Origin of the sequence: Actinomadura sp. NBRC 104412, from assembly GCF_030269515.1 — a bacterium.
In the GTDB taxonomy this organism is placed as follows: Bacteria; Actinomycetota; Actinomycetes; order Streptosporangiales; family Streptosporangiaceae; genus Spirillospora.
This window is the reverse complement of record NZ_BSTM01000006.1, coordinates 35,688-57,104: the sequence shown is the minus strand read 5'-3', so window position 1 is coordinate 57,104 and position 21,417 is coordinate 35,688. Positions and strand designations below refer to the sequence as shown.

Genomic DNA, 21,417 nt, shown 5'->3' with positions numbered 1-21,417 from the left:
TAACGGCCAGGGCCTTCCCGTGTGGTCCGCCCGACCACGTGCACTGGTACGGACGGCGACTTCCGAACGCTGGCTACCTGCGCTCGTTCCTGCCGGAGGGCGCCTCCTCGGAGGGCGCGGACCTCTCCGGCTCACCGTCGTGGACGACGTCGATGCGCTCCTTGCGGATCTCGTCCCGTACGGTCTGCTCACCGGCGACACGCTCGGCCCGCGCCCGGATCCGCTCCACCGGGAACGTCTCCTTGGTGACCACCGGGCGCTCCGCGCGCAGGATGATCTCCCGTTCGTCCTCGGCGATCCGGTACCGTCCCTCACCGTCGGCGGCCTCGCCGTCCGGGATCGGCTCACGCTCGATGCGCAGCTCCTCCCGGTACACCGGGACGGTCCGCTCGACCTCCTCGATCTCGATCCGCTTGCGCAGCCTGACCCGCTCGTACTCGTGCACTTCCGTGCCGACGTGCAGGCGCTCCTCCGACAGGGTCAGCTCGACCATGCCGTCCTCGCCGACCTTGCCCATCCCGCCGCGCTCGCCGGCCACCCGGCCGTGCGCCGCGTCCACCGCCTCCTTCTTCGCGGACGGGCCCGGCTTGGCCGAAGGCCGCTCCCGCTTGCCGGAGGACCGCCCCCGCTTGGCAGGGGCCTCCCGGTCGGCGGGCTCGGTGCTGGCCGCCGGCCCCCTGTCGGACGCCTGGTTCCGGGACGCCTGCGTACCACCTTCACGCGCGGTGCCCACCTGGTCGGGCACCGGCTCGTTCTGCTGCGGCGCGCGCAGGCCGTAGTAGCGATAGAGATCGGCGACCTGCTCCCGCGACAGGTGCTGGTCGGCGTCCACATGAGGGGCGTGCTTCACCTTGTCCTTGTCGTACGGGATCGTCAGGACCTCACCCGTGTGCCGGGCGTCGGCCAGCGGCACGAAGCTCTCCTTCGTCCCGAACCGCCCGGTGTGGACCTTGACCCACTCCGGCTGCCCCGACACGTCGTTGAGATAGACCTGCCTGACCGTCCCGATCCTGTGCCCGGAACCGTCGGTCACCTCGCTGTCCATCAGATCCTTGACACTCGTCTGCGTCTGCACGCGAAACACCCCTGTTCCCGCCACCGCTGAGCGGGCTTCCCCCGTAGCCGTACTCCGATTCCGGAGTTGTCTGACTACGTTCTGTGTTTCCGCTGACGATCACGGTAAACACGGCGCCCGACGAGAACAGCCCGCCCTCGCATCCCTCGCTCCACAACGCCTGGAGCGAAGGAGACCTATGCGGGCGTCACCGTCCCGGCTCGGGGGTGTCCAACGCGACCCGCAGAGCGCGCAGCGCGTGATAGACCCGCGCCTTGACCACGTCCACGGGGATGCCCAGCGACACGGCGGCCTCGTTGACCGACCGCTCGCGGAAGACGGTCTCGTTGAGGATCTCCCGGTGCGCCGACGGCAGAGCCCGGAAGGCCCGGGCGACACTCACCGGCCGCACCTGTTCTCCCGACGGCCGGGACAGGTACGCATCGATGTTCTTGCCCGTTCGCAGTGCCACGCCCCGAACCTCGCACCCCCGGGCCCCCGGCGACACCCGCTTATGGCGGCTTTAAGGAACTGCTAATCGGCGTGTGCTGTGAGTGATCACGTGGTTCGGGAGGGTGATCACTGGGTGGGGGCTACGGGATCTCTTCGTGGAGGGTGAGGAGGGTGTAGGCGGCCAGGGTCGAGTCGTCGGTGATGTGGCCTTCGCGGATGAGGTGTTTGAACTCGGCGCGGGTGACGAAGCGCTGGCGCATGTCCTGTTCCTCGATTTCGCGGGCGGCCTCGCCCGGCCGCAGGTCGGTGGCGAGGAAGACGTGGAAGCCCTGGGTGCTGGTGCCGTGGCTGGCGTGCAGGAAGCCGAGCGGGGTCAGGGTGCCGGCGCGGAATCCGGTCTCCTCGGCCAGTTCGCGTCTGGCCAGGTCCTCGGGGTCGCCGACGCGGCCGTCGGGGTAGGTGCCCTGCGGGAAGTTCCAGGTGCGGCGGCCGACCGGGTAGCGGTACTCCTCGACGAGATGGAAGCCGTCGTTCTCGGCGGGGATCACCAGGGCGAAGTCGCTCTTCTCGACCACGCCGTAAATGCCGCGGGAGCCGTCGCCGCGCTCGATCCGGTCCTCGCGGACGCGCATCCAGCGGTTCTCGTACACCACCCGAGTGGAGAGGGTTCGGATCATTTTCGCCTGCCTTTCGCCGTTCGGTCCATCTGATCATGCGGGACATGGCGAACAGCGGACGGAGCGGGACAGGGATGGCAGAATGATGGTTGAATCCTTCGGTATGTGGCCCGCGTCACAAAGATCGTTGCCATGGCTGCGGTGGTACGGGCCGGGGGTGCCGCACGAGGTGAACGTCCCGGACATCCCCGTCACGCGGCTGCTGGACGACGCCGCCGAGCGCTTTCCGCGCCGCCCCGCCCTGCACTTCTTCGGGCGCACGGTGCGGTACCGCGAGCTGCGCGAGGCCGCCGACCGGTTCGCCGCGGGACTGCACCGGCTCGGCGTACAGCCGGGCGACCGTGTCGCGCTGATCCTGCCGAACTGCCCGCAGTACGTGGTGGCGTTCTTCGGGATCCTGCGGCGCGGCGCGATCGCGGTGCCGCACAACCCGCTTTACACCGCCGAGGAGATGGGCCACCAGCTCGCCGACTGCGACGCCCGCGTCGCCGTCGTGCTGGATCGTTCCTACGCGACGCTGCGGGCGGCCCGGGCGATGGCGCCGCTCGACCATGTCATCGTGGCGTCGCTGATCGACGATCTCCCGTGGACGAAGCGGCTGCTGCTGCGGTTGCCGCTGCTCCAGACGCAGCGGCGCCGGGCCCGGCTGACCGCCGACGTCCCGAACGACCCCGGGCTCGTGCCGTACGCCGAGATGCTGCGGCCGCCGAACCGGCGGGTGCGGCCGTTCCGGGTGGATCCGTCCCGGCACCTGGCCACGATCAGCTACACCGGCGGGACGGAGGGACGTCCCAAGGGCGCGATGCTGACACACCGCAACCTGGTCGCCAACGCCTGCCAGCACCACGCGTGGGACACCGAGGTGCGCGAGGGCCGGGAGGTCACGCTGGCGGTCCTGCCGCTGTTCCACTCGTTCGGGCAGACCGCCGCGCTGATCGCGCCGCTGATGCGGGCGGGCGCGATCGTGCTGCTGCCCCGCTTCGACCCCGACCAGCTGATCAAGGCGATCCACCGGTACAAGATCACGATGTTCCCCGGTGTGCCGACGCTGTACGACCAGGTGCTGGACGACCCGCGGCTGCGCCGGGCCGCGGTGACCCGGATCCGGGCGTTCATCTGCGGGGCGTTCGCGGTGAGCCCGCGGACGATCGAGCGGATCCGCGCGCTCGGCGGCCACAAGCTGGTCCAGTGCTACGGGCAGACCGAGGCGTCCCCGGCGCTGACCGCCAACCCGATCGGGCCCGAGGCGCGTAGCTGGACCGTCGGGGTGCCGCTGCCCAGCACCGACGCGGTGATCGTGGACCCGGACGAGCCGACCCGCGTCCTGCCGTACGGCGAGCCGGGCGAGCTGGTGGTGCGGGGGCCGCAGGTGTTCGCGGGCTACTGGCGGTCCCCGCTGGCCACCGCGCGGGTGCTGTCGAAGGGCTGGCTGCGCACCGGCGACATCGCGGTGATGGAACCGGACGGCTTCATCAGCGTCCTGGAACGCCGCCGCGACATGATCAAGGTGAGCGGGTTCAGCGTGTTCCCCACCGAGGTGGAGGACGTGCTGCGCCGCCATCCCGCCGTCCACGAGTGCGCGGTGACGGGCGCGCCGGACGAGCGCCGCGGCGAACGGGTGATCGCCCACGTGGTGGAGCATCCGGCGTACCCGTTCTCGGCGGAGGAGCTGCGGCGGCACTGCGAGAAGTACCTGGCGCACTACAAGGTCCCCGCCGAGTTCCGTCCGTGCCTGGACCTGCCGCGCAACCCCCTGGGGAAGGTGATCAGACGGCGGCTGCGCGAGCCGCGGCCCGCGGTGGGCCGCGCCGCGCGCCCCATCGGATGATGGTTCACTGGTCGGGTGCATCCCGATGTCGAGTGCCTTGCCCGGATAGGACGGGAGGCGCTTCCCGGCGGCGACGGCCCGGACGATCCGGTGGTCCTGTACGACCGGCACGGCGTGCTGGTCGTACGGGTCGGGACGGTCGTCGTCAAGCTGCACCAGGCCGACCGCGACGGCGGGCCGCTGCTGGACCGCCGGATGCGGCTGGCCGAGGCGCTGCCCGGCCTGCTGCTCCCCCCGCTGGGGCCGCCACGGCGGATCGGCGGGCGGGTGGTCACCGTGTGGCCGTACGGCGAGCCGGTCGACCCGCGCCCCGGCTCGCCGGAGGCGCTGCCGTGGGAGGAGGGCGCCCGGCTTCTCGCCCGGCTGCACACCGCCGAGGTGCCGGAGGGCGCCCCGGAGTGGGGGCGTCCGACACGGGTGGCACGGCTGGTGCGCGAGCTGGAGGACGGCCCCGCCGCCACCGAGATCCGCCGCGCGTTCGCGACGCTGCCCGCCTGGATTCGGGACGGCTCCGGCCCGCCGGACGGCGGCACGCGCAGGACGCTGCTGCACGGGGATTGGCACCTGGGCCAGATGGTCCGCGTCGAAGGCGCGTGGCGGCTGATCGACGTCGAGGACCTGGGGGCCGGGGACCCGGTATGGGACCTGGCCAGGCCGGCGGCGCTGTACTCGGCCGGCGTGCTCGCCCACGAGGACTGGACGCGGTTCCTGGACGCCTACCGGGCGTCCGGCGGCCTGGCCGTGCCCGCGGACGACGGCCTGTGGGCGGCGCTGGACGTGCCCGCGCGGGCACTGGTGATCCAAATAGCGGCGACGTGCGTCAAATCCGCACGGAAGGACGATCGGCCGCTGGACGGGGCGGAGCGGGCGCTCGTCGACACCTGCACACGAATCTCCAGCGTGGGGTCCCCGGAATGACGTGGCGTACGGGCTGCCCTACATTTAGCCTCTACCTGGGGATCCATACCGGAAGGACGACAAGGCGATGCACTGTCCCAAGTGTCGTGGCGTCATGCGGACCTACACCCGCAACGGCGTCCACATCGAGCAATGCGACAACTGCCGGGGGATCTTCCTCGACTACGGTGAGCTTGAGGCGCTGAGCCGCATGGAGGCGCAGTACAGGCCGGCGCCACCGCCGCCCGCCGCCCCCGCGTGGGGCGCACCCGCCCAGGTGCACCATCACCACCACGGCTCCCACCACCGCCCGTACGGCGGTGGTGTGTTCCACATGCTCTTCACGACCTGACCGGCCGTCCACGCGAAGGAACGCCCGCGGGAACGGAGCGATCCCGCGGGCGCCGCCCAGCGCGGAGTCCCTACAGGCGCGGGTCGACCGGCTCGGACTCCAGCGCGAGCACGGCGAAGACCGCCTGGTGGACGCGCCACAGCGGTTCGCCGCCGGCGAGCCGGGTCAGCGCCTCCTCGCCCAGCGCGTGCTCGCGCATCGCGAGCGACCTCTTGCGGCCCAGTGAACGGTTCCGCAGCCGCTCCAGGTGGACGGGTTCGGTGTAGTCGGGGCCGTAGATGATCCGCAGGTACTCGCGACCGCGGCACTTGATCCCCGGCTGTACTTTTCTGCCCTCAAGGGAAGCGCCCAGTGGCTTGACGACCATGCCTTCCGCTCCCTCTTCGGTGCTCCGCTCCCACCATCGGGTGACGCGGGCGACCGACTCCGGCGACCCCAGTTCCACCTGGAACCAGGTGGTGCCTCGCAGCAGTCCGGACGCGTCCGCCGCGGTGAGCCTCGCGGCCGTCTCCATGTGCCAGTCGTGGCCGCGCAGCATGGCCCAGGCGTTCCCCTCTCCGGCCAGGATCTGGAACGGGGCGAGCCTGATGCCGTCCAGGCCGTCGACCGTCCAGCAGTAGCGCGCGTAGGCGTCCCGGAAGAGGCCCGCGTTGGCGGCGCGCCGGTCGATGCGCTCGGCCAGGTCGCCGACGTCCAGTCCGCGCGAGGCCGCCCGCGCGAGCGCGGACGCGGCCATCGGCAGCGCGGCACGGGCCGCCGCGCCGGTCGCCGCGTACTGCGTGCGGATCAGGTCCATCGCCTTGGCCGACCACGGCAGCAGCTCGCAGTCCAGCGCGAGCCAGCCGGTGTCCAGCTCGTCCCAGAGCCCGGCGGCGCCGATCGCCGACCGCACCCGGCCGAGCACCTCGGCGATACGGGCCGGGTCGCGGAAGAACGCCCGTCCCGTACGGGTGTAGACGGCACCGGTGGTGCCGTCGGTCACGCCGAAGCGTTTGGCGGCGACGTCCTCGTTGCGGCACACCACGACCACGGCGCGCGAGCCCATGTGCTTCTCCTCGCACACCACCCGTTCCAGCCCGGCGTCCCTGTACTCCCCCAGCACCTCGGCGGGGTGCTCCAGGTAACCGTCGAGGGACGAGGTCCGGCCCGGCGCCATGGTCGGCGGCAGGTACACCAGCCAGCGGGGATCGACGGCGAACCGGCTCATCACCTCCAGCGCCGCGACGGCGTTCTCCTCACGGACGGTGATCCGTCCCAGCAGCCGGGTCTCGACCCCTCCGGTGCCCAGCACGTCCTCGGCCTTCAAGACGTCGCTCTCCCGGTGCCCGCCCGCCGCCGGCACCTCGGCCTCGGCCGTGAACGGGCGCGTCGGCTCGTACCAGACCTTCCGGGCGGGACGCGAGACCAGCTCGCGCTCGGGGTAGCGCAGCGCGGTGAGCCGCCCGCCGAACACCACGCCGGTGTCCAGGCAGATCGTGTTGTTGATCCACTCGGGGGCGGGGACGGGCGTGTGCCCGTACACCACCATCGCCTTGCCCCGGTAGTCCAGCGCCCACGGGTAGCGGACGGGCAGCCCGTACTCGTCGGTCTCGCCGGTGGTGTCGCCGTACAGCGCGAACGAGCGGACCCGTCCCGAGGCGCGGCCGTGGTAGTCCTCCTTGAGGCCGGCGTGCGCCACCACCAGCCGGCCCTGGTCGAGCACGTAGTGGCTGATCAGTCCGTCCATGAAGCGCAGCGCCCCGGCGCGGAAGTCCTCGGGCTCGGCCGCGAGCTGCTCCAGCGACTCGGCCAGCCCGTGCGCGATCCTCACCCGGCGACCGCGCAGCGCCCGTACCAGCTTGGCCTCGTGGTTGCCGGACACGCACAGCGCCTGCCCGGCCTCGACCATCCCCATGACCAGGCGCAGCACACCCGGCGTGTCGGGGCCGCGGTCGACCAGGTCGCCGACGAACACGGCGGTGCGGCCCCCGGGGTGGTGCGCCCCGACGGGACGGCCGAGCGCGTCCCGCTCGATCTCGTAGCCGAGGTCGCCGAGCAGGTCCTCCAGCTCGGCGCGGCAGCCGTGCACGTCCCCCACGATGTCGAACGGGCCGGTGAGGTCGCGCCTGTCGTTCCACGCCTTCTCGTAGACGATGGTCGCGGCGTCGATCTCCTCGGTGCCGGTGAGCACATAGGACCGCTTGAACTCGCGGCTCTGAAGCGCCCGCAGGCCGCGGCGCAGCTCGCGGCGCTGCCGTGGGATCACGTGCGGCGGCAGGCCGGCCCGGTCGGCGCGGGCCGCGTTCCGCTCGGCGGCGACCCGTTCGGGCACGTCCAAAACGATCGCGACCGACAGCACGTCGTGGTCCTTGGCGATGCGCAGCAGCGGCTCGCGCGACCGGGGCTGGACGTTGGTGGCGTCCACGACGGTCAGCAGCCCGCGCCGCAGTCGCTTGCGGACGATGTAGTGCAGCAGGTCGAACGCATCGCCGGTGGCCGTCTGGTCGTTCTCGTCGTCCGACACCATGGCCCGGCAGTGGTCCGAGGACACCACCTGGGTGGGCGTGAAGTGCTTCCGGGCGAAATGCGACTTGCCCGAGCCCGACACGCCGACCAGCACGACCAGCCCCATCTCGGGAATCCTGATCGTCGGCCCCGGCCTCGCGGGCGGGGCCGACCCCCCACGTTCCCCGGCCGTGGAGATGCCTTCGTTCCGCTCGGTCATGACCCTCCGGACTCCTTGGTGAAGACGCCCATCTGCGTGGGGGCGCCGACCTCGGGATCGTCGTCGCCGACGCCCACGATGCGCACGCCGTAGCCGAACGCCGCGCCGACACGGTGGGCCCATTCGGCGAACTCGGCGCGCGTCCACTCGAAGCGGTGGTCGGGATGCCGCATCGCGCCCGGGGCGAGCCCCTCGTAGCGCACGTTGTATTCGGCGTTCGGGGTGGTGACGATCACGACCCGCGGTCGGGCGTCGCCGAACACGACGCGTTCCACGGCGCCGAGCCTGGGCGGGTCGACATGCTCGATCACCTCCATCAGCACGGCCGCGTCGTACCCGCGGAACCGCTCGTCGGTGTAGGTGAGCGCGCCCTGGTGGATCTCCACGCGCGGCACGCGGTCGGGCCTGTACGGGTCGGGCAGGCCGCGCCGGTGCGCGATCTGGACGGCCCGGTACGAGACGTCCACACCGGTGATCTTCTCGAACCCGTCGTCCTGCTTGAGCCTGGCCACCAGCTTGCCGGTGCCGCAGCCCAGGTCGATCACCCGCCGGGCCCGTTCCGCGCGCAGGGTCTCCAGCACCGCCTGGACGCGGCGCTCGGCCAGCGGCGCGGGAGGCGGCGCCGCCTGCGCGCCCTCCTCGGCCTCGGGCGCCTCCGGGACCGGGCCGAACGCGCTCGGGTCGGCGGGAGGCGGCTCCTCGTCCAGCGGGTCGCGGTCGAGCGCGTCCTCGGGCGCGTCGTCGGCGTCGGCCAGCCGTCCCAGCGCGGCGCGCACGAGGCCGCGCCGGTTCGCCAGGTAGCGGCGGGTGATGAGGGCCCGGTCGGGATGCCCCGCCAGCCAGCCCTCGCCCGCCCTGACCAGCTTGTCCACCTCGTCGGGCGCGATCCAGTAGTGCTTGGCCTCGTCCAGGACGGGCAGCAGCACGTACAACTGGTTGAGCGCGTCGGCCAGCCGCGTCTCGCCTGACAGCCGCAGCGTGACGTACCGCGAGTCGCCCCATTCGGGGAAGGACGGGTCGAGCGGCACGGGCTCGGCCTCCACCGTCCAGCCGAGCGGCGCGAAGAAGCGCTCGGCCTGCCGGGGACCGCCCTGGCAGGGCAGCGCGGGCAGGACGATCTCCAGCGGCAGCGGGCGCGCGGCCAGCTCGGGCCGCGGCTCGCAGCGCCCCCGCATGGCCGTGCGGAACGTACTGGCCATCGCCGAGGCCAGCAGCGAGGACGCCGCGTAGGGCCGGTCGTTGACATACTGGCCGAGGGAGAAGTCGGGGGTGCCCTTGCCGCGTGTGCGCACCAGTTTGACCGGGTCGACGTCCAGCAGCAGCGCGGCCGTGCACCGCTCCCGGCTCGCCTCCGGGTAGAAGACGTGGGCGGTGCCGAACGACTGGCCGAACGCCTGGACGCGATCGGGGTGCTTGTGCAGCAGGAACCCCAGATCCGACGCCGGAGGCAGGGTCGTGGTGATCGTCAGAAGCACGTTCCTCAGTGTGTCGGACGCACCTCGCTTCGCTCGAACCATTTCCACGGAAAAGCGTTTGCCGCCGCACGCCGCCGCTCTGGAGAATCCGTCGCGACATGAGCAGACATCCACGCAGAATGGTCGCCCGGGAAACGGTGGACATCCTCGAACGCGGCCACTACCAGGCGCCCTCGGGCCGCACGGTACGCATCGCCGACGAACTGGCCCTGTCCGTCGGCGACACCGTGCTGCACACCCCGGCGGAACTGGACGGGCTCCTCGCGGCGGCGCGGCGAACCCAGGGACCGGAATTCCAGACGCGGATCGAGGTCACCGAAGAGACGACCCTGGCGGCCGCGCGACGGCTCGGCGACCCCGGAGAAGTGCCGCTGGCGCTGAATTTCGCGTCCGCGAAGAATCCCGGCGGCGGATTCCTGAACGGCGCGCACGCCCAGGAGGAGGGCCTGGCGCGCTCGTCAGGACTGTACGCGTCGCTGCGGGCGGTGCCGGAGTTCTACGCCTTCCACCGCGAGCAGCGCGACCTGCTGTACAGCGACCACATGATCTATTCGCCGAACGTGCCGGTGTTCCGCCACGACTCCGGGCGGCTGCTGGAGGAGCCGTACCCGGTCGCGTTCCTCACCTCGGCCGCGCCCAACCGCGGCGCCATCCGCGACGAGGACAAGGCCGAGCGGATCCCGGCCGCGCTGGCGTCGCGTGCCCGCAAGGTGCTGGCGGCGGCGCTCGCGCACGGCCACCGGCGGCTGGTGCTGGGCGCATGGGGCTGCGGCGTGTTCGGCAACGACCCGCATGAGGTCGCGGGCGTGTTCGCCGAGACGCTCCGGCCCGGCGCCGAGTTCGCGGGACGGTTCGAGCACGTGGTGTTCGCGGTCTGGGACACCGCGAAGGGCTCGCCCAGGCACGCCGCGTTCCGGGAGGTCTTCGCCGACCTCGCCGCGGCCTGACGGCCGCCGGTGCCGGGCCGAGCCCGTGGCACCGGCGGCCGTCAGCGTGATCGTCCGTGGGACGCTCAGACCTTCGACATGACCTCGGAGGCCAGCAGCTCCAGGTGGTCGAGGTCGTGCAGGTCGAGAACCTGGAGGTAGAGGCGTTCGGCGCCCAGCTCGGCGAAGGTGCCGATCTTCTCCACCAGCTCGGCGGGGGTGCCCGCCAGGCCGTTCTCGCGCAGCTCGGACACCTCGCGGCCGATGGCCTCGGCCCGCCGCTTCACCTCGGCCTCGTCCCGGCCGCAGCACACCACCTGCGCCGCCGAGTAGACCATCGGCTTGGTGCGTCCCGCCTCATGGCAGGCGGCCCGCACCCGGTCGAAGGCCGCCCCTGTCTCGCGGGCATGGGCGAACGGCACGTTGAACTCGTCGGCGTGGGCCGCGGCCAGCCGCGGGGTGCGCTTGGCACCGAGACCGCCGAGCAGCACCGGCGGCCCCTCGGGACGGACGGCCTTGGGCAGCGCCGGCGAGTCCGCGAGCCGGTAGTAGCGGCCCTCGAAGTCGTAGGTCTCGCCCGGAGGCGTCCGCCACAGCCCGGTGATGATCTCAAGCTGCTCCTCAAGGCGGTCGAACCGCTCCCGCAGGCCCGGGAACGGGATGCCGTAGGCGGTGTGCTCCGCGTCGTACCAGCCCGTCCCGATGCCGAAGTCGACCCGCCCGCCGCTCATCTGGTCGACCTGCGCCACGGCGATGGCCAGCGGACCGGGCAGGCGGAACGTGGCGGCGCTCATCAGCACGCCCAGCCGGATCCGGCCGGTCTCCCGGGCCAGCCCCGCCAGCGTGATCCAGGCGTCGGTGGGACCGGGCTCGCCGGTGCCGTCGCCCATCCTGAGGTAGTGGTCGGAGCGGAAGAAGGCGTCGAAGCCCAGGTCCTCGGCCGCCTTGGCGACCGCGAGCAAGGTCTCGTACGAGGCCCCCTGCTGAGGCTCGGTGAAGATCCGAAGTCGCATGATCCCATCCTCGTACGTACGGGGACCCGCGTGCGCCACGGGGGCGGAAATCTCCGCCGAAGAAGGGCCAGCGAGCGAGCGGGACGGTCGCCGCCGCGCCACCGCCTTGCGGGCGTCCGGCGGCGGCCCTTCACTGGGTCCATGGAGCCCAAGAACCGCGCGAGCCTCTCCTACCGGTTGCGGTACGCCACCCGCAACCCGGGACGGATCGTCCCCTACGCGCGCAGGCTCGCCCGTGACACCTGGCTACGCGCACGCGCACGCGACCACGTCGCCTACTACCGCTCGGTCATGCGTTCGGACGCCGCCCGCAGCCCCTACGGCGCGGTCGGCACCCCCTCCCGTGACCGCTGGGCCGCCCTCGGCCGGTTGCAGTTCGACTACCTGCTGAAGCACGGCCTCAAACCGTCCGACAGGTTCCTGGAGATCGGCTGCGGCAACCTGCGGGCCGGGAGGCTGATCATCGGCCATCTCGACACGGGCCACTACTACGGTATCGACATCTCCCCCGACATCCTGTTCGCCGCGCAGGAAACGCTGGCCGAGTACAAGCTCCAGGACAAGCTCCCCCACCTGACCCCCGTCCGCGACATGCGGCTGCACTTCCTGCCCGAGGGGTACTTCCATGTGGTCCACGCGCACAGCGTGTTCTCCCACTCCCCCATCGAGATCATCGAGGAGTGCCTGGCCAACGTCGGGCGCGTGCTGGCACCCGGCGGCTTCTTCGACTTCACCTTCAACCGGACCGAGGGCGAGGAGCACCACGTCCTGCGCGAGGACTTCTACTACCGCACCGGCACGCTGGTCGCCCTGGCGCGCGCACACGGCCTGGACGCCCACTTCATGGAGGACTGGGAGCGCGACAACAAGCACAGGCAGTCAAAACTGCGCATCGTTCACGGAGGCTGAGGCAAGGGTCGCCGAGGGCACGCGCTCCGGAAGACGGACGGTGACGGTCAGGCCGCCACCCGGACGCGGGCGCGCGGTCACCGTCCCGTGATGCGCGGTCGCGACGGCGCGGACGATCGACAGGCCGAGCCCCGCGCCACGGTCCGAGCGCATCCTGTCCTGCCGCAGCCGCCGGAACGGCTCGAAGATCGTCCCGATCTCGTAGGGCGGGACGACCGGCCCGGTGTTGGCCACCACCAGCTCCGCCTCGCCGTCGCGGCGGCCGGTGAAGACCCACACCTCGCCGCCGTCGTGGTTGTGCCGCACCGCGTTCTCCACCAGGTTCTGGGCAAGCCGTTCCACCAGCACGGGATCGCCGTCCGCGGGCGCCGGCGCGGTGTCGGCGTGGACGGTCACGCCCCGCGCGCCCGCCTCGGCGGCGGCCTGACCGAGCACATGATCCATCACGTCGGCCAGGTCGAGCGGTGCCGTGGCGGTCACCGCGTTCTCCCCGCTCGCCAGGGTCAGCAGCCCGTCGATGAGCCGCTCGTGCCGCCCGTTCACCACCAGCAGCGCCTCGCCGAGCCGCCGCACGTCCTCGCTCGCGTCGGGACGCCGCAACGCCACGTCCACCAGCGTCCGGTTGATCGCCAGCGGGGTGCGCAGCTCGTGCGAGGCGTTGGCGACGAACCGGCGCTGCCCGTCGAACGCGCGGTCCAGCCGCTCCAGCATCGTGTCGAAGGTGTCGGCGAGCTCCTTCACGTCGTCGCGCGGCCCGGTGTAGGCGATCCGCTCGGTGAGGTTGTTGCCCTGCGCCACCCGCCGCGCGATCTCGGTGATCCGGTTGACGGGACGCAGCGCGCGGTCGGCCAGCAGCCACCCGAACCCCACCGCCGCGGCGCTGACCACGCCCAGCGCGATACCGCCCTGGGTGAGCAGCGTCCGCATCGTCTCCCGCTGGTGGCCCTTGCGGTCGGCCACCAGCATGCCCTGCACCTCGGCGGGGCTGATCCTCCCGTCCGGCGTCATGAGCGGCCGCGTCTGGGTCACGATCGCGGCGGCGTTCCCGCCGCGCTGGAAGCCGACGGGCTGCTCCTCGATCCTCTGCAGGCTGTTCTGGACCAGAAGGTAGGTGAGCGACAGCAGGACGATGCCCGCGGCGATGAACAGACCGCCGTACAGCAGCGTGAGCCGCACTCGGACGGTGGGCCGAAAATTTTGGACGGCGGCGGACAGGGACGCGGATGTCATGGAATTCGGTACCCCACTCCAGGAACGGTCTCGATGATGGGCGGGTCGCCGAGCTTGCGGCGCAGCTTCATCACCGTGACCCGGACGGTGTTGGTGAACGGGTCGGTGTGCTCGTCCCACACCTTCTCCAGCAGCCGCTCGGCCGACACGACCGCGCCGCCCGCGCGCAGCAGCTCGGCCAGCACCCCGAACTCCTTGCGCGCGAGATGCAGGTACCGGCCGTCGCGGTAGACCTCGTGGCGGGCCGGGTCGAGCCGCACCCCGGCGCGTTCCAGCAGCGGCGGGTCGGCGGGACGGGCGCGCCGGCCCAGCGCGTGGATCCTGGCCACCAGCTCCTCGAACGCGAACGGCTTGGTCAGGTAGTCGTCGGCGCCGAGCCGCAGCCCGTCCACCCGCGCCGGGACGGTGCCGGCGGCGGTCAGCATCAGCACCCGCACGTGCGCGCCCGACTCCACCACGGCCCGGCACACGTCGTCGCCGTGCACCACCGGCAGGTCGCGGTCCAGGATCAGCACGTCGTAGTCGTTGACGCCGAGGCGTTCCAGCGCGGCGTCACCGTCGTTGACCACGTCCACCGCGAGCGCCTCCGCCCGCAGGCCCTCGGCGATCAGGTCGGCCAGCATCCGCTCGTCCTCGGCGATCAGTATCCGCACGTTCCTTCCCGTCCCCTCGTGCCCGCCCACGGCCGGTGGCGCGCGTCCGCGGATCAGCGTGCCGCAACGGGCGTAACGCGGGCATAACCCGAACCGGTTACGCCACGGTTATCCCTCAGCCGGTGGACTGCGGGGCGCCCGGCGGGCTCGCCGCCGGGGCTCGACGAGGAGATCCACCATGCGACGACGAGGACCGATAACGCTGGTTCTGCTCTTGCTGCTGGCGACGGTCACGCCCGCCTGCGGCAACAAGAACGGGGCGGCGACAACGGGCGCGAGCCGGCGGGCGGCGGCCAACGACCAGGAGAAGATGCGCCAGTACGCCAAGTGCATGCGGGCCAACGGCATCGACATGCCCGACCCGTCCGCGGAGGGCGGGCGCATCACGGTCGAACGCAGGCAGTCCGCCGATGCCATCAACAGGCGGAAGGCGCAGGCCGCGGAGAAGAAGTGCCGCCACCTGATGCCCAACGGCGGCAAGCCCGCCAAGCCCAAGGCCGAGCAACTCGCCGAGCTGCGGGCGATGGCCAAGTGCATGCGCGAGAACGGCGTCCCGTCCTTCCCCGATCCCAACCCCAACGGCGGCATCGTGATCAACCAGCAAGGGGGCGGCGGGCCCAAGATCAATCCGGACGACCCGGTCTTCAAGGCGGCCGAGAAGAAGTGCCGCCCCAAGGGCATGGACAAGCCCGCGCGTATCAGGAGGGGCGGATGAGCCGCGCCCGCGCCGTCGCCCTCAGCGCCGCGGGGGTGGTGGTCGCCGCCGGGGCCGGGCTGGCCACCGTGGGCCTCGGGGGCGGCGAGGCCCCGACCACCGGGCGCGGCGGCCTGCCGCCCGCCACGGCCCCGGTCGAACGCACGACGCTGGTCGAGACGCAGCAGGTCGACGGAACCCTCGGCTACGGCTCCACCCGTACCGCGACCACCTCGGGCGGCGGCACCGTGACCTGGCTGCCCGCCGCGGGCACCACGCTGCGGCGGGGGCGGGCCGCGTACAAGGTGGACAACCGGCCCGTGCCGCTGCTGTACGGGCGGCTGCCGGTGTACCGGACGCTGTCGCCCGGGATGGAAGGACCCGACGTCAAGCAGCTCGAACTCAACCTGCGCGCCCTCGGATACTCCGGTTTCACCGTGGACGAGGAGTTCGGTACCGCCACCGCCACCGCCCTGAAGGACTGGCAGGGCGACCTGGGCCTGCCGGAGACCGGCACGCTCGCCCCCGGCTCGGTGCTGATCGCGCCCGGCGAGATCCGGGTGGCCGAGCGCAAGACGAGCGTCGGCGAGCGGGCCGGCGGGCCCGTCTTCACCTACACGGGAACGGAGCGCCGGGTCATGGTCGACCTGGACGTCCAATACCAGCGGCTCGCCAAGAAGGGCGCCAAGGTCACGATCGAGCTGCCCGAGGGCGGCACCCTCGAGGGCACCATCACGAACGTGGGCACGGTCGCCACGGCAGGCCAGGGGGACGACCCCGCCACGATCGACGTCACCATCGCGGTGCGCGGGCGGACGTCCGTCCCGTACGACCGCGCGCCCGTCCTGGTGAAGCTGATCGCGGAACGGCACGAGGGCGTGCTGGCCGTGCCGATCGGGGCGCTGCTCGCCCAGCCCTCCGGCGGCTACGCGGTCCAGGTCGTGGAGAACGGCCGGACGCGGACCCTCCCCGTCGAGACCGGCGTGTTCACCCAGGGCAAGGTCGAGATCTCCGGCCCCGGCCTGACGGAGGGCATGAAGGTGGGGGTGCCCTCATGACCCCGGTGGTGGAGCTGCGGCAGGTCACCAAGACCTACCCCGGCGGCGTCACCGCGCTGGACTCGGTGAGCCTCACGATCGAGGCGGGCGAGCTGGTCGCGGTCGTCGGCCCCTCCGGCTCGGGCAAGTCCACCCTGCTGCACATGATGGGAACGCTGGACCGTCCCAGTGACGGCACCGTCCTGATCGGGGGACGGGACGTGGCGCGGCTGAGCGACCGGCGGCTGTCCGGGCTGCGGGCCCGCCGCATCGGCTTCGTGTTCCAGGCGTTCCATCTCGCGCCGGGGGTCACCGCGCTCGGCAACGTCGCCGGCGGGCTGCTGTACACGGGCCTTCCCGCCGGCCGGCGCCGCGAGATGGCGCGTGAGGCGCTCGAACGGGTCGGCCTCGGCCACCGCGTCACCCACCGGCCGCACGAGCTGTCCGGCGGGGAACGGCAGCGGGTCGCGATCGCCCGCGCGGTCGCGGGGCGGCCGGAGCTGCTGCTGGCCGACGAGCCGACCGGCAACCTCGACTCGGCGTCCGGCGCGGGCGTGCTGGACCTGCTCAGGGAGCTGGCCTCCGGCGGCACCACCGTCGTCCTGATCACCCACGACCGCGACATCGCCGCCACCCTGCCGCGCCAGGTCCGCATGCACGACGGGCAGATCGTCCACGACGGCGCGGCGAGCCTGGAGGTGACACAGTGAGCGGTCCGGCGCACGCCGACGCCCCCTCCCGCCTCCTGCCCGGCGACGTGCTGCGGGTCGGGGCGGCCGGGCTGCGCGCCCGTCCCCTGCGGGTGGTCCTGTCCGCGCTGGGCATCGCCATCGGGATCGCCGCGATGATCGCGGTGGTGGGCATCTCGTCCTCCAGCCGCGCGCAGCTCCAGGCCACCCTCGACCGGCTCGGCACCAACCTGCTGACGGTCGCGCCGGGCAAGGACTTCTTCGGCGCGGACGCCGCGCTGCCACCATCCGCGCCCGGCATGATCGCCCGGATGCCGCAGGTCGAGTCGGCCGCGTCCACCGGACGGGTCAAGAGCGCGCGGGTGTACCGCAACGACCACATGCCGGCGGGTGAGACCGGCGGCATCAGCGTCCTGGCCGCCGACCTCGGGCTGCCCCGCACCGTCGGCCTCACCATGGCCTCGGGAAGCTGGCTGAACGCCGGGACGGTCCGCTATCCGGCCGTCGTCCTGGGCTCGGCCTCGGCCGACCGGCTCGGCATCGCGGGACCCGGCCGGCAGGTGTGGCTCGGCGGCCAGTGGTTCACCGTCGTCGGCATCCTCGCGCCCAACCTCCTGGCCCCCGAGCTGGACTCCGCGGCCCTGGTCGGCCGGGACGTGGCGGCGGCCCGCCTCGGGTACGACGGCAACCCCACCACCATCTACACCCGGGCCAGGAAGGACTCGGTGGAGGCCGTCCGGGACCTGCTGGCCGCCACCGCCAACCCCGAGGCGCCCAACGAGACCGACGTCAGCCAGCCCTCCGAGGCGCTCGCCGCGGAGGCGGCCACGGACCGGGCCTTCACCGGGCTCCTGCTGGGCCTCGGCGCGGTGGCGCTGCTCGTGGGCGGGCTCGGCGTGGCCAACACCATGGTCATCTCCGTCCTGGAACGCCGCGCGGAGATCGGGCTGCGCCGTTCCGTGGGCGCCACCCGCGGGCACATCCGCGTCCAGTTCCTCACCGAGTCCCAGCTTCTGGCGGCCCTGGGAGGCACCGGAGGCGTGGCGCTCGGGACGGTGGTCACCGCCGTGTACGCCCTCAGCCGGGGCTGGCCGACCGTCGTCCCGGCATGGGCCATGGCCGGGGGCATCCTGGCCACCCTCCTCATCGGCGCCGTGGCCGGGCTCTACCCGGCGCTGCGCGCGGCGCGGCTCCCGCCCACCGAGGCGCTGGCTAGCCCCTGACCAGGGTGGCCAGGCACTCGACGTGCTGGGTCATGGGGAAGGCGTCGAAGGCGCGGAAGGACTCCAGCGTCCAGCCGCGCTCACCGAAGTAGGCCAGGTCGCGGGCCAGGGTCGCGGGGTCGCAGGAGACGTACGCGATCTTGCGGGTGGCGAGCGCGGCGATCCGCTCCACCACCTCGCGGCCCGCGCCCGCGCGGGGCGGGTCCAGGACGACGAGGTCGGCGCCGCGGACACGGCTGCCGCGATGGTGCCCGCCGCCGCGCTTGGCCTGGGTGCGCTCCGTGCCCGCCGCGACACCGAACTCCAGGGTGGGCAGCACCTCCTCGACCTGGCCGCGCTCGACCGCGGCCTGCGGAAGGTCCCGCAGGTTGTGCTTGGCGTCCCGGACGGCCTGCCCGTCGGACTCCACCCCCACCACCAGGCCCTCGGGACCGACCCGTTCGGCCAGGTGGGCGGTGAACAGGCCCGCGCCGCAGTAGAGGTCGACCGCGATCTCGCCGGGCCGGGGCGCCAGGGCGTCCAGGACGGCCTCCGCCAGCAGCCGCGCCGCCCCCGGGTGCACCTGCCAGAACCCGCTGCCGCTGACCTGGAACAGCCTCCCGGAGACCTCCTCGCGCACGTACGGGACCGGGCCCTGCTGCGGCGCGCCCTTGCGGACGAGCCGTACGGGGACGTCCAGGCGCGGCACGCGGGCGTTGCGGCGGCCCTTGAGGGAGACGACGCGGTCGCCCGTGGTGGCCGACACGATGCCCTCCACGGAGGTGGCGCCGGGCCAGCGCTTGCGCTCGATGCCCATCTCCTCCACGCCCGGGTGGGCGATCAGGCACTCGTCGATCGGCTCGATGTCGTGCGAGCGGTGGCGGCGCAGGCCGATGGTGCCGTCCACGGCGGCGAAGTCGTGCGAGCGGGTGCGCCGTTCGCCGGTGGTGCCGGCCACAGCGAACTGGACGCGGGTGCGCCAGCCGAGCCCGGGACCCGGCCGGACCTCCGTGTCTCCCGTGCCCTCGGGAAAGGGCACCTCCTCGACCGTGACCTCGCGCTTGATCCCGGCGACCCGTTCAAGCTGTTCCTCGACGACGGCGGCCTTCAGGCGGCGCTGCGCGGGCAGGGAGGCGTGCTGCCAGTCGCACCCCCCGCACCGGCCCGGACCCGCGAACGGGCACGGCGCCTGGACCCGGTCGGGGGACGCGGACAGGATCTCCACCGCGTCGGCGCGCAGGAAGTTCTTGGTGCGCTCGGTGACGCGGGCGCGGACCCGCTCGCCCGGCAGGGCGTGCCGGACGAACACCACCCGGCCCTCGTGCCTGGCCACGCAGAAGCCGCCGTTGGCGACCTTGCCGACCTCCAGGTCGAGAAGGCCGGGAAGGTCGGCGGGCTCGGGCTCTTTCCGCGGGCCGGGCGATTCAGTCACGATCCGAAACGATACCGCCGCCCGCGGGTGCTCCCTCCCGTCCGCCGTCCTGGCCGGGCAGGGCGCGCGGCGTCTCCCGGAGCGGGCGGCGCACCGCGCCCGGCCCCTCGGGCTCGGGACGGCCCTTGAGCCGGTCGGACGAGGCGAGCTGCCAGGGCACGCTGGTGACCATGACGCCGGGCAGGAACAGCAGCCGGGTCTTCAGCCGCAGGGCGCTCTGGTTGTGCAGCAGGTTCTCCCACCAGTGGCCGACCACGTACTCGGGCAGGAACACCGTCACCACGTCGCGCGGGCTCCTGCGGCGCACGCTCTTGACGTACTCCAGCACCGGCCGGGTGATCTCCCGGTACGGCGAGTCAAGGGTCTTGAGCTGGACGGGCAGGTCGAGCGCCTCCCACTCCTCGCGCAGCCGCGCCGACTCCGCCGCGTCCACCCCGACCGTGACGGCCTCCAGGGTGGACGGACGGGTCGCCCGCGCGTAGGCCAGGGCCCGCAGGGTCGGCTTGTGCAGCTTGGACACCAGCACGATCGCGTGGTTGCGCGCGGGCAGCACCACGTCCTCGCCGGAGGGCACCAGTTCCTCGGCCACCCGGTCGTAGTGCCGCCGGATCGACCTCATGAGCAGGAACAGCAGCGGCATCGCGATACAGACGATGTAGGCGCCGTGCGTGAACTTGGTGATCAGAACGACGACCAGCACGAACCCCGTGGTGGAGCCGCCGATGGCGTTGATCGCCCGGGAGCGCTGCATGTGCCGCCGCGCGGCCGGGTCGGTCTCGGTGGTCAGCCTGCGGTTCCAGTGCCGCACCATGCCGATCTGGCTCAGCGTGAACGACACGAACACGCCGACGATGTAGAGCTGGATCAGCCGGGTGACCTCGGCCTGGAACGCGTACACCAGCAGGCCCGCCATCGTGGCCAGGATGATGATGCCGTTGCTGAAGGCCAGCCGGTCGCCGCGGGTGTGGAGCTGGCGCGGCAGGTAGCCGTCCCTGGCCAGGATGGAGCCGAGCACCGGGAAGCCGTTGTAGGCGGTGTTGGCCGCCAGGAACAGGATCAGGGCGGTGACGGCGGCGATGTAGAGGAAGGGCGGCGAGCCGTCCCCGAACACCGCGGAGGCGACCTGGGTGAGGATCGGTTCCTGGACGTAGTCGTCCCCGACCGGCCGCCCGTCCCTCAGCAACTGCTCCGCCGGGACCTCGGCGACCCGCACGCGCGACTCCATCGCCAGCGCGATCACGCCGCAGAACATGGTGACGGCGATGGCGCCCATCATCAGCAGCGTCGTGGCGGCGTTGCGGCTCTTGGGCTTGCGGAAGGCGGGCACCCCGTTGCTGATGGCCTCCACCCCGGTCAGCGCGGCGCAGCCGGAGGAGAACGCCCGCAGGAGCAGGAACAGCACGGCGAAGCCGGCCAGGTCGGTCTGCTCGGCGCGGATCTCCAGGCCGGCGGTGGGCGCGGTCAGCTCGTCCCCCAGCACGCCCAGCCGGAACAGGCCGACGACGATCATGCCGAGCACGCCGACCACGAACGCGTAGGTGGGGATGGCGAAGAACATCCCGGACTCCCGCACGCCGCGCAGGTTGATCACGGTGAGCAGGACGATGATCGCGATCGCGGTGGCGACCCGGTTGTGCTCGATCCAGGGAATCGCCGAGCCGATGTTGTCCACGCCCGACGACACCGACACCGCCACGGTGAGGACGTAGTCCACCAGGAGTGCGCTGGCCACCGTCAGGCCGGCGTTGGGGCCGAGGTTGACGGTGGCGATCTCGTAGTCGCCTCCCCCGCTGGGGTAGGCGTACACGTTCTGCCGGTAGGAGGCCACGACCACCGCCATCAGCAGGACGATGGCCACCGCGATCCACGGGCCGAAGCTGTAGAAGGAGACGCCCGCGATCGCGAGCATCATCAGTAGTTCCTGGGGGGCGTAGGCGACCGACGACAGCGGGTCGCTGGCGAAGATCGGCAACGCGATCCGCTTGGGCAGCAGTTGCTCGTGCAACTGCGTGCTCCGCAGGGCACGGCCCAGCAGAGCGCGTTTCACGAGGTCTGAAACCTTCGGCACGAACGAGACTCTAACTCCGCGAGGCGGCCGGTCGGCACGCGACCGCCCGGTGGGCGGAACCGGGGACGGCCCCGGATCCCGCCCGCACCACGCGGAGCGGCGCGGCCCGGTGCTGGGTAGTACT

Annotated in this window: 19 protein-coding genes; 9 read left to right on the top strand and 10 right to left on the bottom strand. The window is 72.5% G+C overall.

What is annotated here, in order from left to right:
* Positions 1–73: 73 nt before the first annotated feature.
* The 3 genes from QSK21_RS09940 to QSK21_RS09930 form a co-directional block, all read right to left on the bottom strand.
* Entirely contained in the window at positions 74–1,075 is a 1,002-nt protein-coding gene (locus tag QSK21_RS09940) for a YsnF/AvaK domain-containing protein (protein ID WP_285695171.1), read from the bottom strand.
* 187 nt (positions 1,076–1,262) lie between these two features.
* Positions 1,263–1,526: a sigma factor-like helix-turn-helix DNA-binding protein gene (locus QSK21_RS09935; RefSeq protein WP_285695170.1), complete on the bottom strand. Its 264-nt coding sequence runs from the start codon at positions 1,524–1,526 to the stop codon at positions 1,263–1,265.
* A gap of 121 nt (positions 1,527–1,647) precedes the next feature.
* Entirely contained in the window at positions 1,648–2,184 is a 537-nt protein-coding gene (locus QSK21_RS09930) for an NUDIX domain-containing protein (protein WP_285695169.1), read from the bottom strand.
* A 127-nt stretch (positions 2,185–2,311) separates the two neighbouring features.
* Between QSK21_RS09930 and QSK21_RS09925 the strand changes: the two genes are divergently transcribed.
* The 3 genes from QSK21_RS09925 (at position 2,312) to QSK21_RS09915 (ending at position 5,261) form a co-directional block, all read left to right on the top strand.
* Complete coding sequence (locus tag QSK21_RS09925) at positions 2,312–4,012, top strand: AMP-binding protein (protein WP_285695168.1); 1,701 nt, start codon at positions 2,312–2,314, stop codon at positions 4,010–4,012.
* A gap of 15 nt (positions 4,013–4,027) precedes the next feature.
* Complete coding sequence (locus tag QSK21_RS09920) at positions 4,028–4,930, top strand: phosphotransferase family protein (RefSeq protein WP_285695167.1); 903 nt, start codon at positions 4,028–4,030, stop codon at positions 4,928–4,930.
* A gap of 94 nt (positions 4,931–5,024) precedes the next feature.
* Positions 5,025–5,261, top strand: a complete 237-nt coding sequence (locus QSK21_RS09915) for a TFIIB-type zinc ribbon-containing protein (RefSeq protein WP_395106066.1) — start codon at positions 5,025–5,027, stop codon at positions 5,259–5,261.
* Positions 5,262–5,331: 70 nt separating this feature from the next.
* Here QSK21_RS09915 and QSK21_RS09910 read toward each other — a convergent pair whose 3' ends face one another.
* Both QSK21_RS09910 and QSK21_RS09905 read right to left on the bottom strand, forming a co-directional pair.
* Entirely contained in the window at positions 5,332–7,872 is a 2,541-nt protein-coding gene (locus QSK21_RS09910) for a polynucleotide kinase-phosphatase (protein WP_502871541.1), read from the bottom strand.
* 89 nt (positions 7,873–7,961) lie between these two features.
* Positions 7,962–9,440 carry a 3' terminal RNA ribose 2'-O-methyltransferase Hen1 gene (locus QSK21_RS09905; RefSeq protein ID WP_285695163.1) on the bottom strand — a complete coding sequence of 493 codons (1,479 nt, stop codon included), beginning with the start codon at positions 9,438–9,440 and terminating at the stop codon, positions 7,962–7,964.
* Positions 9,441–9,559: 119 nt separating this feature from the next.
* On the opposite strand from QSK21_RS09905, the gene QSK21_RS09900 reads away from it, so the two are divergent.
* Positions 9,560–10,387, top strand: coding sequence for a TIGR02452 family protein (locus QSK21_RS09900; protein ID WP_285695162.1), 828 nt, complete (start codon positions 9,560–9,562; stop codon positions 10,385–10,387).
* 65 nt (positions 10,388–10,452) lie between these two features.
* Here the strand turns inward: QSK21_RS09900 and QSK21_RS09895 are convergent, their stop codons facing one another.
* Positions 10,453–11,379, bottom strand: a complete 927-nt coding sequence (locus QSK21_RS09895) for an LLM class F420-dependent oxidoreductase (protein ID WP_285695161.1) — start codon at positions 11,377–11,379, stop codon at positions 10,453–10,455.
* A 141-nt stretch (positions 11,380–11,520) separates the two neighbouring features.
* Between QSK21_RS09895 and QSK21_RS09890 the strand changes: the two genes are divergently transcribed.
* Complete coding sequence (locus QSK21_RS09890) at positions 11,521–12,288, top strand: class I SAM-dependent methyltransferase (protein ID WP_285695160.1); 768 nt, start codon at positions 11,521–11,523, stop codon at positions 12,286–12,288.
* Here the strand turns inward: QSK21_RS09890 and QSK21_RS09885 are convergent.
* Together QSK21_RS09885 and QSK21_RS09880 are read right to left on the bottom strand one after the other, a co-directional pair.
* The gene (locus QSK21_RS09885; protein ID WP_285695159.1) at positions 12,259–13,518 is read right to left on the bottom strand and encodes a sensor histidine kinase; all 1,260 of its coding nucleotides are present in this window, start codon (positions 13,516–13,518) and stop codon (positions 12,259–12,261) included. The genes QSK21_RS09890 and QSK21_RS09885 overlap by 30 nt on opposite strands.
* Complete coding sequence (locus QSK21_RS09880) at positions 13,515–14,171, bottom strand: response regulator transcription factor (protein ID WP_285695158.1); 657 nt, start codon at positions 14,169–14,171, stop codon at positions 13,515–13,517. The genes QSK21_RS09885 and QSK21_RS09880 overlap by 4 nt, the downstream gene beginning before the upstream one ends.
* Positions 14,172–14,349: 178 nt before the next feature.
* Between QSK21_RS09880 and QSK21_RS09875 the strand changes: the two genes are divergently transcribed.
* Genes QSK21_RS09875 through QSK21_RS09860 form a run of 4 tightly spaced genes read left to right on the top strand, consistent with a single transcriptional unit; the run spans position 14,350 to position 17,814 of the window.
* Positions 14,350–14,886, top strand: coding sequence for a hypothetical protein (locus QSK21_RS09875; protein WP_285695155.1), 537 nt, complete (start codon positions 14,350–14,352; stop codon positions 14,884–14,886).
* A complete protein-coding gene (locus QSK21_RS09870; protein WP_285695153.1) occupies positions 14,883–15,923 on the top strand; it encodes a peptidoglycan-binding protein in 1,041 nt (346 codons plus the stop codon). Before QSK21_RS09875 ends, QSK21_RS09870 begins: the two co-directional genes overlap by 4 nt.
* Positions 15,920–16,612: an ABC transporter ATP-binding protein gene (locus QSK21_RS09865; protein WP_285695151.1), complete on the top strand. Its 693-nt coding sequence runs from the start codon at positions 15,920–15,922 to the stop codon at positions 16,610–16,612. Before QSK21_RS09870 ends, QSK21_RS09865 begins: the two co-directional genes overlap by 4 nt.
* The gene (locus tag QSK21_RS09860; protein WP_285695149.1) at positions 16,609–17,814 is read left to right on the top strand and encodes an ABC transporter permease; all 1,206 of its coding nucleotides are present in this window, start codon (positions 16,609–16,611) and stop codon (positions 17,812–17,814) included. The genes QSK21_RS09865 and QSK21_RS09860 overlap by 4 nt, the downstream gene beginning before the upstream one ends.
* Here QSK21_RS09860 and QSK21_RS09855 read toward each other — a convergent pair.
* Positions 17,804–19,225: a class I SAM-dependent RNA methyltransferase gene (locus tag QSK21_RS09855; protein ID WP_285695148.1), complete on the bottom strand. Its 1,422-nt coding sequence runs from the start codon at positions 19,223–19,225 to the stop codon at positions 17,804–17,806. The two genes, QSK21_RS09860 and QSK21_RS09855, sit on opposite strands and share 11 nt — an antisense overlap.
* Positions 19,218–21,293, bottom strand: a complete 2,076-nt coding sequence (locus QSK21_RS09850; protein ID WP_285695147.1) for an APC family permease — start codon at positions 21,291–21,293, stop codon at positions 19,218–19,220. Before QSK21_RS09850 ends, QSK21_RS09855 begins: the two co-directional genes overlap by 8 nt.
* Between the last annotated feature and the right edge of the window lie 124 nt (positions 21,294–21,417).

Excerpts from the sequence above, each read along its gene's own strand:
- QSK21_RS09865 (WP_285695151.1), top strand. The coding sequence starts at position 15,920 with ATGACCCCGGTGGTGGAGCTGCGGCAGGTCACCAAGACCTACCCCGGC.
- QSK21_RS09885 (WP_285695159.1), bottom strand. The coding sequence starts at position 13,518 with ATGACATCCGCGTCCCTGTCCGCCGCCGTCCAAAATTTTCGGCCCACC.
- QSK21_RS09875 (WP_285695155.1), top strand. The coding sequence starts at position 14,350 with ATGCGACGACGAGGACCGATAACGCTGGTTCTGCTCTTGCTGCTGGCG.
- QSK21_RS09870 (WP_285695153.1), top strand. The coding sequence starts at position 14,883 with ATGAGCCGCGCCCGCGCCGTCGCCCTCAGCGCCGCGGGGGTGGTGGTC.
- QSK21_RS09915 (WP_395106066.1), top strand. The coding sequence starts at position 5,025 with ATGCGGACCTACACCCGCAACGGCGTCCACATCGAGCAATGCGACAAC.
- QSK21_RS09890 (WP_285695160.1), top strand. The coding sequence starts at position 11,521 with ATGGAGCCCAAGAACCGCGCGAGCCTCTCCTACCGGTTGCGGTACGCC.
- QSK21_RS09900 (WP_285695162.1), top strand. The coding sequence starts at position 9,560 with ATGGTCGCCCGGGAAACGGTGGACATCCTCGAACGCGGCCACTACCAG.
- QSK21_RS09895 (WP_285695161.1), bottom strand. The coding sequence starts at position 11,379 with ATGCGACTTCGGATCTTCACCGAGCCTCAGCAGGGGGCCTCGTACGAG.
- QSK21_RS09910 (WP_502871541.1), bottom strand. The coding sequence starts at position 7,872 with ATGGGGCTGGTCGTGCTGGTCGGCGTGTCGGGCTCGGGCAAGTCGCAT.
- QSK21_RS09930 (WP_285695169.1), bottom strand. The coding sequence starts at position 2,184 with ATGATCCGAACCCTCTCCACTCGGGTGGTGTACGAGAACCGCTGGATG.